This window comes from Microbacterium sp. MEC084 (assembly GCF_004514465.2).
Taxonomy (GTDB): Bacteria; Actinomycetota; Actinomycetes; order Actinomycetales; family Microbacteriaceae; genus Microbacterium.
The window spans coordinates 1-14,458 of sequence record NZ_MYFP02000009.1 but is presented as its reverse complement, the minus strand read 5'-3'; the positions used below and the strand labels follow the sequence as shown (position 1 = coordinate 14,458).

Here is a 14,458-nt window from a genome sequence, read left to right as displayed (position 1 = left end):
TGACGCGCGACCGATCGGACGCGCGTGTCCAGTCTTACGTCCCGGAGGTTTCGTCGAGGTGAACGACGCGACACGGCACGGATCCGGGCGGGCGGTCCGTGGGGCATGCTGGACTCGCACACTCAGCGAGGAGGCACGATGACCGACACCCCGTACGAGACGATCCGGGTCGAGACGCGCGGCCGCGTCGGATGGATCACGGTCCACCGTCCCGAGGCCCTGAACGCCCTGAACGCGCAGGTGATGCGCGACATCGTGCACGCGTCGCTCGCGTTCGACGCCGACGAGGGCATCGGCGCGATCGTCGTGACCGGCTCCGAGCGCGCGTTCGCCGCCGGCGCCGACATCAAGGAGATGGAGGGCCTGCACGGCCGCGACGTCGCCGTGGGCCATCACTTCCAGGGCTGGCAGACGTTCGCCGACGTCCGCACGCCCGTGATCGCCGCCGTCTCCGGATACGCGCTCGGCGGCGGGTGCGAGCTCGCCATGATGTGCGACGTCATCCTCGCGGCCGACACCGCGAAGTTCGGCCAGCCGGAGATCACGCTGGGCGTCATCCCGGGCATGGGCGGCACGCAGCGCCTCGTGCGCGCGGTCGGCTACTTCAAGGCGGCGGAGCTCGTGCTGTCGGGGCGCATCATCGACGCGACCGAGGCCGAGCGCATCGGCCTGGTGTCGCGCATCGTGCCGGCCGCGGAGCTGCTCGCCGAGGCCGGGAAGCTCGCCGAGGCGATCGCCGGCAAGCCGCTGACCGCGGTCTACGCGGCGAAGGAGGCGCTCGACGGAGCTCTCGAGGTGCCGCTGCGCGAGGGGCTGCGGCTCGAGAAGCACCTGTTCGCGGCGATGTTCGACACGGAGGACCAGAAGGAGGGCATGGCCGCCTTCCGCGAGAAGCGCGCTCCCGAGTTCAGGCACCGCTGAGGTCCGGGGCGCGCGGTCGCTCGGCGCACGTGCGTTGACTGGTCCCGGGGCCCGAGACTGGTGTCGCCGACACCAGTCTCGTCGCCCGGGACCAGTCTCGTTCGGGGGCGCCGACGCCGCCCGGGGACGACGGAGGGGCCGGGCATCGCGCGCCCGGCGCCTCCGCAGCGGGGATCAGTCGACGACCGCGAGGGCGTCGACGTTGCCGGCTCCGTAGAAGCCGTTGCGGGCCCCGCCCTGGCACTCGGCCTGGTACTGCGGCAGGCCCGGGCGCGGGTCGTACACGCCCTCGGGGCACGGCAGCGGCGTCGCCTGGCTCTCCACCAGCGCGCTGAGCTGTCCGGCCGACAGCCCGGGGTTCGCCGACAGCGCGAGCGCCGCGACGCCGGCGGCGTGCGGGCTCGCCATCGACGTGCCCTGCTTGTAGCCCCAGCCGTTGACGCCGGTCGCCGCGTTGTACGTGGTCGACAGGATGGCGTCCGCCGGGTTCGACACCGCCGGGTTGCGCCAGCGGCTGTCGCCGCCGGGCGCGGCCACGTCGACCACGCCGATGCCTTACGACGAGTAGTAGCTCTTCAGCTCGGCGGGTCCGACGGCCGACACCGTCATGACGCCGGGCGCCTCGGCGGGGAGGTCGCGGCACGCGCCGGTGATGGTGCGGTCCTCGACGGGGTAGCTGCCGTCGTTCGGGCTGTGCGAGTCGGTGAACGTGTGCGCGAGGTCGACGTTGCTGTTGCCGGCCGACGCGATCGTCAGCGTGCCCTTCGCGGTCGAGTACGCGATCGCGCGCTGCACCGCGAGCCACACCGGGCGCTGGCGCGGGTCGTTCACGCAGTTGAACTCCCACGGATCGATGAAGTAGCTGTTGTTGGTGATCGGCATGCCGTGGTCGGCCGCCCACAGGAACCCGCAGATCGCGGCCTCCGGGTAGATGAAGCCGTCGTCGTTCACGACCTTCACCGACGCGACCTTCACGCCGGGCGCGACGCCCGCCATCCCGACGCCGTTGATCGCGGCCGCGATGGTGCCGGCGACGTGCGTGCCGTGATCCGAGGTCGTCGGGCTCCACGCGGCGACGCTCGTGTCGACCACGCCGCCCAGGCAGGAGGCGCTCTGGTCGGCCGCGATCTGCGAGGCGAGGTCCGGGTGCGTGGGCGAGATGCCCGAGTCGAGCACGCCCACCACGATCGACGAGTCGCCGGTGGTCACGGCGTGCGCGTCGTCGACGTCGATCTGGGTCATGTCCCACTGCAGGCCCCACAGCGGCTCGGCCGTCGGGTCGCCGGGCGTGAGCGCCGCCGGGTCGACCGCCGTGGTCTCCTCGTCGTCGAGCGGGGTGCCGAGCCCCTCGGTCGACGCGACCTGGAGGCCTCCGCCGACGCGCGACGCGAAGTCCGGCGCGGTGGACGTCGCCACGACGACGCCGATCTGGTCGTAGGCGGCCACGACGGTGCCGCCGGCGGCCTTGACGTGGGCCTGGGCCGAGGCGGTGCCGCCGCTCTGCGGACCGACCACGAGGTAGTTCTGCTCCGGTCCCGCGGCGCTCGCCGGGGCTCCGGCCAGGCCGAGCAGTCCGGCTGCGAGCGCGGTGGCGCACGCAGCTCCGATCACCTCGCGATTCATCCCTGTCTCCGTTCGAAGGGCGAAGCCGGCCGGGTTCGACCGGCTCGGCCGGGCCCGCTCTTCGCGGGAGGACGCCTCGTCGCGCCGCCGGCCGATGGCGGCGAGCGTATCCAGCGCGATGCGCGCGCGGGAAGGTGCTCCGTGCGGTGCCCGGACACCCGCCGCCGCCCGCCCGGGCAGCTCAGCCGCGGACGACCGCGGGCGACCAGGCGTGCGGCAGGAAGAGCCGCGGCTCCGCCGACGGATCCACGCGGATCGACCAGACGTCGGCGGCGCCCGGCTCGTCGGGCCGCGGCAGGCCGTAGAGGAGGGTCTCGTCGTCCAGCCACTCGAGCTGATCGTCGACGGACCGGGCCTCCGGCAGGATGAGCTCCTCGCCGGTCTCCAGGTCGAGCACCGCGATGCCCCAGTCGCGCTCGCCGCGGTCCTTCTTGTACGCGAGCCGGGTCCCGTCCGGCGAGATCGAGGGGCACTCCGCGTCCGGGCGCACGGCCGTGAGGGTGCGCTCCGCGAGGTCGCCGCGGACCAGCCAGGTCCGCCCGCCCGAGGCCGCGGTCGCGTAGAACGCGTCGCCGCCCGCGAAGGTCACGCCCCACAGGTTACGGTCGGCCGCCGTGAGCGGACGCCCGTCGACGAGCAGCGCGAGCTCCTCGAGATCGCCGGCCACGACCTCGCCGTCCCTCGCCGAGCGGATCTCCGTGCGTGTCGAGAACCCGGATCCGGCGTACGAGTGGCCCGTCACGAAGGTCGTCGTCGCGACGAGCGCGCCGTCGTCCGACAGGCGGGTGCGGCTGGGCAGGCCGGCGAGCGGCCAGGATCCCGCGACCCGCCACCCCTCGTCCAGCAGCTGCGCCGCGAACGTCGTCACGACGCCGCGCTCGGTGCGCAGGCAGGCGACGCGGTCGCCGCCGACGTCGACGCGTTCGCACGTCACGTCGGTGAATGCGCGGGGCCCGACCGGATCGGCGAGCGGCACCATGGCGACCCTGCCGTACTCCGCCCCCGGCGCCGTGCTGCGGAACACCACGCGCGGACCGTCCTCGACGTCCGCGACCTCCATCCGCGGGACCGGCGCCGCCGTGTCGCGGACCGCGACGTGGTCGGCGTAGGCGCCGAGGCCGACCGCCACGACGCCGGCCGTGGCCGCGACGACGACCGCCGCCACGAGCAGGCCGCGGACCCGGTCGCCCGGCGTCCGCGCGCTCACGGAGCCGCCTCCGCGGGGCGGCTCCGCCTGGCGAGGCGGGAGAGCGCGATCAGGCAGCACGGCACGGCGAGCGCCAGCAGGATCGCGACCACGAGCAGGGATTCCGTGCGCCCCAGCGCGAACCAGAGCGCGCCGAACGCCGTGGCGGCGACCATCCGGCACACCGCGACGACGGTCTGCGCGGCGCCGATCGCGCTCGCCCGCGCGGCCGGGTCCACGAGCGAGCCCGCCACGGCGGCCAGCACGCCATCGGTGGCGGCGTAGAAGGCCCCGAGCAGCGCGAGGCACGCCAGCGTCGGGCCGGCGCCCTGGGCAGGCACGAGCGCGCACGCGTACGCGCCGAGCAGGCCGAGGTGGCCGAGCACGAGCACGCGGGTGCGGCCCCACCGGTCGGCGAGCCGCCCGAGGGGGACCGCGAGCGCGATGTACACGGCGTTCGTCCCGACGTAGAGCAGGGGGAACCAGTGCGCGGCGAAGTCGTCGCGATCCTGCAGGGACAGGTACAGGAACCCGTCGCCGATCGTCAGCAGGCTGAGCGCGCCCACGACCACGAGCAGCCGGCGCAGGCGCGGCTCGGCCAGGTGCCGCCAGCGGAACGGCGCGGGCCGCGTGCCGGTCGCCGCGCGCTCCCGTCGCGGCCGGCGATCCGGGACGAGCAGCCCCAGGATCGTCACGCCGACGACCGCGGACCCCAGCGACAGCACGAACACGACCGTGTATCCGCCCGGGACGACCGCGAGGATCACGAACGCGAGCAGCGGGCCCAGGGCCGCCCCGACCGTGTCGAGGGCGCGGTGCACGCCGAACGCGCGCGCCTGGTCGTCGGGATCGGCGCTCGCCGCGATGATCGCGTCGCGGGGCGCGGTGCGGATGCCCTTGCCGATCCGGTCGATCGTGACGAGAGCGGCCACCGCCGCGAAGCCCTGCGCCGCGACGAGCCAGCCGCGGCTGAACGCCGACAGCAGGTAGCCGCAGAACGCCACCCACTTCGGCCGGTCGGTGCGGTCGGAGACCCAGCCGCCGCCGATGCGCACCACCGCGCTCGCCCCCTGGAAGATCCCGTCCACGACGCCGTAGGCCAGCAGCGAGAGCCCCATGGCGCTCGTGAGGTACAGCGGCAGGACCGCCGCCACCGACTCGGACGAGACGTCCGTGAGCAGCGACACGACCCCGAGCGTGACGACGGTGGACGAGACGCGCCCGCGGCGGGCGCGCCCGACGGGCTCCGCCTTCGGTCGGTCGCGCAGGCTGATGTACATGCGGGTCAGCCCGCCTCGTCCAGGATGCCCAGGACGGTGAACAGCGAGCCCTCTGCCTCGGGCCGCGCGCTGACCACGACCATGTGGCCCTCGCGCGTGAAGGAGATCGCGGTGCCGCCGTCGGTCGCGCCGATCACGGTCCAGGTGAAGCCCAGCTCTCCCAGCAGTCCCGTGTACCCGTCCATCACCTCCGCGACCGAGCGCGAGTCGGTCGCCTCGACCGAGGCGTGCAGCCGGCTCCCGTCGCTCGACACCGACGACGACAGGACCGTGGCGGTGCGGGCGACCGCGATGACCTCGACCGGGAAGCCGTCCACCAGGCCGTCGACCTCCGACACCGGCATGTCCGGTCCGGCGGGGATCTCGAGGTCCGGGCGCGGCGGCAGCTCGCCGACGCTGCCGGGCGGGGGCGCGGACGGATCCGGCTCGGGCGCCATCTCGATGCCCGGGCTGTTCGCGCCCGGCTCGTCCCCGTCCGAGTCCCCGGGATCCCCGGGATCGCCTCCATCCGCGGAGCCGTCGTCCGGCGAGGGACCGTCGGCGACGTCGTCCGGAGGCGCGTCCGCAGGCCGGCCCTCGTCCGCGGGGGCCTCCGTGCGCGTCTCCGCGCCGCCCGTTCCCTCGGCCGCGGGGCGATCGCCGCCGCCCCCGGGCGAGCCGGCCCACACGAAGAGCCCCACGCCGATCGCGGCGCCGATCGCCACGGCCGCCGCCAGCCGGATCAGGGCGGCGCGGCGCGGGTGCGCCTCGCCGCGCGCCGTGCCGTCGTCCGCCTCGGGCATCCCGGTCATCCCCTCCGCGCGGCCCGCGGGCGCGGGCTCGTCTGCGCATGTCGGTGTATCAGGAGCCGCCGCGGCCGCTCCTGATACACGCCGCGCACGGCGGCCGGGCCCCATCGCGGCCCCTCGACAGCGGAGGAACGATGACGAGACCAGCGCAGTCACGACGACTCGCGGCGATCCTGGCGGTCGGCCTGCTCCTGGGGCCGATCGCGCTGCCGTTCGCATCGCCCGCCGCGGCCGCATCGGGGCCGTGCGGGCCCGAGGGCAACGAGATCGCGTGCGAGAACTCCAAGCCCGGCACCGACCCCGAGGTCTGGGACATCTCCGGCGCGGGCTCCGACGACATCCAGGGGTTCGCCACCGACATCAGCGTGAACGTCGGCGGGAGCATCGACTTCAAGATCGACACCACCGCGCGCGACTACTCGATCACGATCTACCGGACCGGGTGGTACCAGGGCAGGGGCGCGCGCGAGATCGCGACGGTCGAGCCGTCGGCCGCGCTGCCCCAGCGGCAGCCCGACTGCGCGCCGGACGAGACCACCGACCTCTACGACTGCGGCACATGGGCGGTCTCCGCCACGTGGCAGGTCCCCGCGACCGCGGTGTCGGGGGTGTACGTCGCGAAGCTCCATCGGCCCGACACGGACGGGGCGAGCCACATCACGTTCGTCGTGCGCGACGACGCGAGCGATTCCGACATCCTGTTCCAGACCTCCGACACCACGTGGCACGCCTACAACACCTACGGCGGGCGCAGCTTCTACCAGGGCGGCATGGACGGCCGGGCGTACCAGGTCAGCTACAACCGCCCGTTCGCGACGCGGGGCGTGATGTCCGGCCGCGACTTCTACTTCTCCTCCGAGTACGCGATGGTCCGCTTCCTCGAGCGCAACGGGTACGACGTGAGCTACACGACGGGGGTCGACTCGGATCGGCGGGGCGAGCTCATCCGCAACCACAGGATCTTCACCTCGACCGGGCACGACGAGTACTGGTCCGGGCCTCAGCGCGCGAACATCGAGGCCGCGCGGGACGCCGGCGTCCACCTCGCGTTCTTCACCGGCAACGAGGCGTACTGGCGCATCCGCTGGGAGAGCGCGGCGCCCGGCGGCGCGCCGCCGTACCGCACCATGACCTCGTACAAGGAGACGTGGAGCGGCGGCAAGATCGACCCCTCGCCGGAATGGACGGGGACCTGGCGCGATCCCCGGTTCGCGCCGCCCGAGCGTGGCGGCGGGCTGCCGGAGAACGCCCTGACCGGCACGGCCTACATGGTCAACTACTCCGACCTGCCGGTGACGGTGTCGGCGGGCGAGGGGCGCCTGCGGCTGTGGCGCCACACGCCGCTGGCCGACCTGCCACCCGGGACGAGCGCCCAGCTGGCGCCGCACACGGTCGGGTACGAGTCGAACGAGGACCTGGACAACGGGTTCCGGCCCGAGGGGCTCATCCGCCTGTCGACCACGGTCGGTGACGTGCCGGAGTACCTGCAGGACTTCGGCAGCAGGGTCGCGCCCGGATCCACGACGCATCACACGACCCTGTACCGCGCGCCCTCCGGCGCCCTGGTGTTCTCGTCCGCGAGCGTGCAGTGGGCGTGGGGACTGGATCAGACGCACGACGGCGCCGGGGCGCCCGCCGATCCGCGCATGCAGCAGGCGACCGTGAATCTGCTCGCCGACATGGGCGCCCAGCCCGTCACGCTCCAGGACGGCCTGGTCCGGGCCGCCGCGTCCGCGGACACGACCGCCCCGACGGTCGCGATCGCCGCGCCCGCGCCGGGGGAGGATGTCGCGAACGGCACCGCCGTGGTCGCGACGGGCACCGCGGCCGACACGGGCGGCGGGCGCGTCGCCGGCGTCGAGGTCTCGACCGACGGCGGCGCGACCTGGCACCCGGCGGCCGGCCGCGACCGGTGGACCTACGAGTACATCCAGCAGGGCGCCGGAGTCGTCCCGCTGCTCGCCCGGGCGGTCGACGACAGCGCGAACATCGGCGAGCCCGCCCGCGTCGACGTGGACGTGCGCTGCCCGTGCAGCGTCTTCGGCTCCGCGGTGCCGGCGCAGCCCGCGCTGGACGACAGCTCCGGCGTCGAGCTGGGTCTCCGCTTCTCGCCGCGCATCGACGGGTACGCGTCCGGCGTGCGGTTCTACAAGGGCCCGGGCAACACCGGAAGCCACGTCGGCTCGCTCTGGTCGGCCGACGGGGAGCGGCTGAGCGCCGTCACCTTCCGCGACGAGACGGCCACCGGATGGCAGACCGCGACCTTCGCGACGCCCGTCCCGCTGACCGCCGGGGCCGCGTACGTCGTGTCGTACACCGCGCCCGTCGGCCGCTACTCGGCCGCCGCCGACGTGTTCTGGTCGCGCGGGCTCGAGGCGCCCCCGCTCACCGTCGCGGGCGGGTTCGGGGTCCCCGCCGCCGGCGTGTACGCGTGGCCGGGCGCGTACCCGTCGCTCCGCTACGGATCGAGCCACTACTTCGTGGACGTGCTGTTCAGCACCCCCGAGGACCTGCCGCTGACCCTCGGCTCCCGCACCCCGCCGCCGGGCTCGAGCAGCGTGGCGGTGAGCGCCGAGATCGGCGCGACGCTGTCGAAGCCGGTGGATCCGGCGACCCTTCGGATCGCCGTGACGGCCGAGGACGGCACCGCGGTGGCCGGGCAGGTCGCGTACGACGCGACCGCCCGCCGGGCGACCTTCGCGCCGGCCCAGCCGCTCGCACACGGCACCCGGTACACGATCGCCCTCGAGGCCGTGGACTCGCGCGGCGAGGGCATCCAGGGGGAGGCCGGGTGGTCGTTCACGACGGCGCCCGCGGACCGGCCCGAGGGGGAGTGCCCGTGCTCGCTCTTCGCCGAGAGCGCGCAGCCGACGATCCTCGAGGTGCCCGACCCCGGTCCCGTCACGCTGGGGGTGCGGTTCACGGTCCGGGATCCGGGGCGGATCAGCGCGGTCCGGTTCTACAAGGGGCCCGGGAACACGGGCGCGCACACGGGGGCGCTGTGGGCGGCGGACGGCACGCGACTCGCGGAGGCGGCCTTTGCGGACGAGAGCACGCAGGGCTGGCAGACCGTGACGTTCGCGCAGCCGGTCGCCGTCCAGCCGGGCGTCGAGTACATCGCGTCCTACCGCGCGCCCGCGGGACGGTACGCGTACACGGCCGGCACCTTCGCGTCCGGATACGCGCGCGGACCCCTCAGCGTGCCGGCGAACGGCGGGGCCTACACGTACGGCAGCGGGTTCCCGGGCGATCGCGGCGCGGGCCAGTACCTGGTCGACGTGCTGTTCCACCCGGACGACCCCGTCCCGGCGCTGCTCGAGGCGACGCCCGAGTCCGGCGCGCTGGGGGCGGCCGCCGACGCGGTCGTGACGGCGCGCTTCGACATCCCCGTCGCGGCGGGAGCGACCCTGACCGTGACCTCCGCCGCCGGAGCGGTGCCCGGCGCGACCTCGGTCTCGGCGGACGGCCGCGTGCTCGCGTTCGACCCGGACGGCCCCCTCGCGGCCAAGACCCGGTACACGGTCGACGTCACGGGCACCGGCGGGCCGCCGGCGACCTGGACGTTCGAGACCGCGGCCCCGGACGGGTGCCCGTGCACGCTGTTCGCGGGGCAGAGGCCGGCGACAGCCTCGGCGGGCGACCGCTCGCGCGTCGAGCTCGGGCTCGAGTTCACGCCCGGAGAGGCGGGGCTCGTGACCGGCGTGCGGTTCTACCGGGGCGAGGCCAACACCGGACCCCACACCGGCACGCTGTGGAGCGCGGGCGGCGAGGCGCTGGCCACCGTCACGTTCCCGGCCGACGCGGGGATCGGGTGGCAGACCGCGTACTTCGACACGCCCGTGGCCGTGTCCGCCGGGACGTCGTACGTCGTCTCCTACCTCGCCCCGTCGGGCGGGTACGCGGTCACGACCGACTACTTCGCGGGCGGTGCCGTGTCCGCGGGCCCGCTGACGGCGGGCGCCGCGAACGGGCGGTACGTGTACGGCGGCGGCTTCCCGCAGAGCTCGTACCGTGCGAGCAGCTACTTCGTCGACGTGGTGTTCGAGCGGCCGCCCGCGGCGGCGGCCGAGCCGGCGGCGTAGCCCTCCGCGTAGGCCTCGTCGGCCCCGAGCCGGAACATGTCCCGCGGGCCCGTGCGCGGGATGATGCGCGCGCCGGGCAGGTCGAGGGGGCCGACCAGGTCGCCGCGTCCGCGGACGACCGCGACCGGCAGGCCCGTGGCCTTGCCCTTGACGAGGTCCGCCGCGGCGCACAGCTCGTCCGCCACGCAGGGGAGCGTGACGTGCAGCGGCCGGCCCTGCGCGTCGGTCGTGCCGCGCAGGTCCTCGAACACGTGAACGCCGCCGGCCCCGATGGCGTGATCCGTCTGGCCGTCGCGCCAGGCGCGGCCGAGCGTGTCGGAGACGAGCACGCCCACTCCCACACCGAGCCGCTCGCGCAGGCCCTCCGCGATCGCCCGCGCCGACGCATCCGGATCCACGGGGAGCAGCAGCACCGTCCCCTCGGGGGTGTTCGACGCGTCCACGCCGGCGGCTGCCGACACGATGCCGAGTCGGTTCTCCACGATCCTCGTCACGTGCCCGGACTCCGACGTGCGGGTCGCGACGACGCGCACCGTCTCGGCCGTGATCGCGTCCTCGCGATCGTCGGCCTCGACGAAGCGGCCTTCCGCCTTGGAGACGATCTTGCTGGTCACGACGAGGATGTCGCCGTCCCGCAGCGGCTCAGCCGAGCCGTCGAGTGCGGTCGCGATGACCTCGACCAGGTCCGTGCCGACGGTGATCTCGGGGATCCCCGTCAGCGGCCAGACCGTGAGCACGGTCAGGGGCGCACGTACCGCACCTCGGTGAGCGTCTCACCGAGGAACGGCTCGTCGCGCCGGGCGCCGTCCAGGCGGAAGCCGCGCTTCTCGTAGAAGTCGCGCGCGCCGGGGTACCGCTCCGCCAGCCACAGGTACAGCGGCTCGCCGTCGTCCACGACCGCGTCGAACAGCGCGCGGCCGATGCCCTTCCGGTGCCACGAGTCCAGCAGGTAGACGAAGTAGAACTCGCGCGGCGCCGGGGCGTCCTGATCGCGCGCGGGACCCGAGGCCGCGAAGCCCACGATCTCGCCGTTCACGAGCGCGGCGGCGTGCCGGATCTCGTCGCTCTGGGAGGTGTAGTGCGTCCACAGCTCCGCCATGCGGCGGGGTGAGACGTTCTCGAGGGTCGCGCTCGAGATGAGGCCGTCGTAGGTCTCGTGCCAGACCTTGGCGTGCACGCGGCCCATGGCCTCGGCGTCCACGTCGCGGATCGGTCGGATCAGCAGATCGGTGGGGGTGACGGTCGCCATGGCCAGACTCTACGCATCGTCCGCCCCGGCCGGAAATCGGCGCCGTCGAGCGGAGACATGCGCCCACCGGATCGGGCTGGGGCGCTTGTCGGAGCCGGACAACGGACGCCCCGGATCCGGGTCGGATGTGCCAGCATCGCGACCTGTGAACGTGATCTGGCGGACCCTCATCGTCATGCTCCGCGCGCGGCTGCGCCGCCGGCGCGAGGGGCCCCTTCCGATGACCGCGGTGGGACGCGTGCGTCTCACCACCCTGCCGACCGACATCGACGTGCTGCGCCACATGAACAACGGCCGCTACCTGTCCCTGTTCGACCTCGGCCGCTGGGACCTGATGATCCGCACCGACCTCATGGCGACCATGGACGAGCGCGGCTGGTACCCCGTCGTCAGCAGCGAGACGGTGACCTTCCGCAAGTCGCTGAACCTCTGGCAGCGGTTCGAGGTGCAGACGCGCTGGATCGGCCACGACGACCGCGCCCTCTACCTCGAGCACCGCGCCGTCGTGCGCGGCGAGATCTACGCCAGCGCGGTGATCCGGGCTCGGATGCTGCGGCGCAGCGGCGGGACCGTCCCGCTCGAGGAGGTCCTCGCGGCGGTGGACCTGCCCGACGAGCTGCCAGAGGTGCCCGCGTGGCTGCACGAGTGGGCGGAGCACGCGGCGCTGCCGTCGACGCGCCGTCCCGCGCCCAGCGACTGGCGCTGACCCCTTCCGGACGACCGGGCCCGGGGTGCTGCGCCGCCGCCCGGCACGCGGGTAGTTTCGGGCCCATGGCGAGCACGCTGACCGCGGGCGAGGCCTTCGCGGACGTCCTGGCGCGGCTGCACGACACCGTGGCCGATGCCGCGGAGGGCGTCTGCCGCTCGGGGGATCCCGAGCTGCTGCACGACCTGCGGGTGGCCGTGCGCCAGGCCCGCGCGGTGGTCCGGGCCGGGCGCCGCGTGCTGACCAGGGAGGCGCGCGACCGCTGCCGGGCCGAGCTGGGGCGTCTCGCCGACCGGACCTCGCTGCTGCGCGACCTCGACGTGCTGCTCGCCGGGTTCGACGACCTGGAGACCGAGGACGCCGCCGCGCTCGCCGCCGTGCGGGCTCGGCTGGTGCGGCGCCGCGCGAGCGCGAGGGGCGCGCTCGTGCGGACCCTGCGCTCGGCGCGCTTCGCCGCGCTGATGGCCGGATGGCGGCGCGACCTGGCCGTGCCCGGCGACGGCCCGGACGCCGCGCGGTCCGCGCGCCGGGTGGCGGGACGCCGCATCGCGACCGCCTGGAAGCGGGTCGCGCGCGCAGGCCGCGCGATCGACGACGCCTCGCCGGCCGAGCACCTCCACACCCTCCGCAAGCGCGCGAAGGAGCTGCGCTACCTGCTCGACCGGCTCGGAGGGCTGACCGACCCCGAGGCGCGCGACGCCCTGATCGAGATGCTCAAGCGCCCGCAGGACGTGCTCGGCGCGCACCAGGACGCGGTGGCGCAGCGGGCCCTGGTGCGCGAGGCCGCCGATCACGCGGGCGCCGCGGCGGCCGGCACGGAGCTCGATCGCGCGCTCGCGCAGCGGCAGGCGGCCGCCCGGGCCGGCTTCGCCGACGCGTGGGCCGAGCTCGACGGGTCGCGCAGCCGCCGCCTCGTCGCCGAGGTCACGGGAGACTGAGCACGCCTCGCCGTCTCGAGACGCAGAGGTGCCCATGCGCGGTCCTCGGTCCATCCGGATCCCGCGCGGTACCGTGATCCCGTGCTCGGGATCCTCGCCACCACGGGGCGGCTGCTCGCGGCCCACTGGCCCGCGCTGCTCGCGTGGTACCTCGCGGGCACGATCGGGCACTATGCGGCGATCCAGCTCGCGGGCTGGGTGGGGGCCTTCAGCGACCTCGGCGGCGCGCTGCTGCTGCCGCTCGCCCCCATCGCACGCCTCGTCGCGTACGTGGCGATGTTCGCGGTCGTGCGCGACGGGCTGCGCCATCTCGACGCGCTCGTGCCGCGGTCCGTCGACCGCGCCGAGCGCCGGCGCGAGTTCGGGCGGATGATGCTCGGCGGCATGCTGCCGTTCATCGCGCTGTACACGGCGTACAGCTACATGACCGACGACATGTGGGCGTTCATCCTCCGTGCGCTGGAGGTGCGCACGGAGATCACGGCCGTCGAGGCCTTCGCCCCACCGGAGGCCGGCGTGGCGCCGCGCGAGTGGGACTACGTCCCCGGCGAGATGGTGCTCTCCCCGGTGTCGATCGCGATCGTCGCGGCGGCGTTCGCGGTGCGGTGGCTGCTCGGGCGCGAGTGGGCGAAGAAGCGCCGCTGGCTGGTCCCCGTCACGGTGTACCTCGAGGGCCTCTGGGTCACGTTCACCTTCATGCTGCTGATCGACATCCTGAACGCGGTGCGCGGGTGGATCGCCGGACGCGTCGCGATGGTGTGGCTGGCCGACCTGCGCGAGTGGCTGGCCGAGGCGCTGTTCCCGGTCGTGTGGGTGTGGGACGGGCTGGTCTGGCTGGTCGGCGAGACGGGCGGCGTCGTGCTGTTGCCGATCGCCTGGCTGACCGTCGCGGGCACGATCTACGGCCACGCCGTCGCCGCGAAGGCCCCCGAGCTCTCGGGCATGGGGTTCGACCGCGTGAAGCGACGCTACGCATCACTGCGGGCGCCGTTCCGGCGCGTGGTGCGTGACGCGTCGAAGCTCACGACCTCGCGCTTCGAGCCGATCTGGAAGGCGATCGTGCTGATGTGGCGCGCGGGCCCCGTGCTCGTCGGCGGATACGTCCTGCTGTTCACGATCGTCGGGGCGCTCGAGGTGCCGGTGTGGTGGGCGATCACGCGCCTCATCGGGCCGCAGGACTTCGCGACGTTCTGGCTGGCGATCGGCAACTCGCTGGGCGAGATCCCGGAGATCCTGCTCCAGCCGATCGTGGTCGCCCTGGTCGCGGCCGCCTACGACGCCACGCTGCAGCGGCTGACGCCTGCGGCGCCGGCGCCCGCGGATGCGCCGGTTCCGCCCGCTGCGGGTGCGCCGCCGGTCCCGGGCACACCGCCGGTGCCCGGTGCGCCGCCCGTTCCAGGGGCGCCGCCGATCCCGCGCGCGCCGGGAGCGCGGGCCTAGGGCATGTCTGACAATTGCCGGGTCCAGGCGATGACGGCGTTGAGGATGACAGCGGCCCGGTAGGTGATCGCGAGTTTGTCGTAGCGGGTGGCGAGTCCTCGCCATTGCTTGATGTGGCAGTAGCGGCGCTCGATGACGTTGCGGCCCTTGTAGTCGGCGGCGTCGAGGCCGACGGGGCGTCCGCCGCGTGAGCCGCGGCGCTTGCGGTGGCCTTGCTGGTCGGACGGCTCGGGGATCACGGCCTT

At 74.5% G+C, this 14,458-nt stretch carries 10 protein-coding genes and 2 pseudogenes; 5 read left to right on the top strand and 7 right to left on the bottom strand.

Annotated features, from left to right (window positions below; translation table 11 throughout):
* Nucleotides 1-138: 138 nt before the first annotated feature.
* Nucleotides 139-921 carry an enoyl-CoA hydratase-related protein gene (locus B5M43_RS09255; RefSeq protein ID WP_134746906.1) on the top strand — a complete coding sequence of 261 codons (783 nt, stop codon included), beginning with the start codon at nt 139-141 and terminating at the stop codon, nt 919-921.
* Nucleotides 922-1,095: 174 nt separating this feature from the next.
* On the opposite strand, the pseudogene B5M43_RS09250 reads toward B5M43_RS09255, so the two are convergent.
* From B5M43_RS09250 to B5M43_RS09235, 4 genes and pseudogenes are all read right to left on the bottom strand, one after another.
* Nucleotides 1,096-2,163, bottom strand: a pseudogene (locus B5M43_RS09250) (S8 family serine peptidase).
* A 562-nt stretch (nt 2,164-2,725) separates the two neighbouring features.
* The gene (locus tag B5M43_RS09245; protein ID WP_055993473.1) at nt 2,726-3,751 is read right to left on the bottom strand and encodes a PD40 domain-containing protein; all 1,026 of its coding nucleotides are present in this window, start codon (nt 3,749-3,751) and stop codon (nt 2,726-2,728) included.
* Nucleotides 3,748-5,010 (bottom strand): MFS transporter, encoded by a 1,263-nt coding sequence (locus B5M43_RS09240; protein WP_134746904.1) that lies wholly within the window; start codon nt 5,008-5,010, stop codon nt 3,748-3,750. Before B5M43_RS09240 ends, B5M43_RS09245 begins: the two co-directional genes overlap by 4 nt.
* A 5-nt stretch (nt 5,011-5,015) precedes the next feature.
* On the bottom strand, nt 5,016-5,792 hold the full coding sequence (locus tag B5M43_RS09235; protein WP_134746902.1) for a hypothetical protein: 777 nt from the start codon (nt 5,790-5,792) through the stop codon (nt 5,016-5,018).
* Between the two features lie 140 nt (nt 5,793-5,932).
* Here B5M43_RS09235 and B5M43_RS09230 point away from each other — a divergent pair, with 140 nt between their 5' ends.
* Entirely contained in the window at nt 5,933-9,880 is a 3,948-nt protein-coding gene (locus B5M43_RS09230) for a DUF4082 domain-containing protein (protein ID WP_134746900.1), read from the top strand.
* On the opposite strand, the gene cofE is transcribed toward B5M43_RS09230, so the two are convergent.
* The gene (cofE, locus tag B5M43_RS09225; RefSeq protein WP_134746898.1) at nt 9,820-10,617 is read right to left on the bottom strand and encodes a coenzyme F420-0:L-glutamate ligase; all 798 of its coding nucleotides are present in this window, start codon (nt 10,615-10,617) and stop codon (nt 9,820-9,822) included. The two genes, B5M43_RS09230 and cofE, sit on opposite strands and share 61 nt — an antisense overlap.
* 2 nt (nt 10,618-10,619) lie before the next feature.
* A complete protein-coding gene (locus tag B5M43_RS09220) occupies nt 10,620-11,129 on the bottom strand; it encodes a GNAT family N-acetyltransferase (RefSeq protein ID WP_134746896.1) in 510 nt (169 codons plus the stop codon).
* 145 nt (nt 11,130-11,274) lie between these two features.
* Between B5M43_RS09220 and B5M43_RS09215 the strand changes: the two genes are divergently transcribed.
* From B5M43_RS09215 to B5M43_RS09205, 3 genes are all read left to right on the top strand, one after another.
* The gene (locus tag B5M43_RS09215) at nt 11,275-11,835 is read left to right on the top strand and encodes a thioesterase family protein (protein WP_134746894.1); all 561 of its coding nucleotides are present in this window, start codon (nt 11,275-11,277) and stop codon (nt 11,833-11,835) included.
* 65 nt (nt 11,836-11,900) lie between these two features.
* Nucleotides 11,901-12,773: a CHAD domain-containing protein gene (locus B5M43_RS09210; protein ID WP_134746892.1), complete on the top strand. Its 873-nt coding sequence runs from the start codon at nt 11,901-11,903 to the stop codon at nt 12,771-12,773.
* Between the two features lie 81 nt (nt 12,774-12,854).
* Nucleotides 12,855-14,213 (top strand): hypothetical protein, encoded by a 1,359-nt coding sequence (locus B5M43_RS09205; protein WP_167626821.1) that lies wholly within the window; start codon nt 12,855-12,857, stop codon nt 14,211-14,213.
* On the opposite strand, the pseudogene B5M43_RS09200 reads toward B5M43_RS09205, so the two are convergent.
* A pseudogene (locus B5M43_RS09200) lies at nt 14,210-14,458 on the bottom strand (IS5/IS1182 family transposase); the annotation flags it as partial. The gene B5M43_RS09205 and the pseudogene B5M43_RS09200 sit on opposite strands and share 4 nt — an antisense overlap.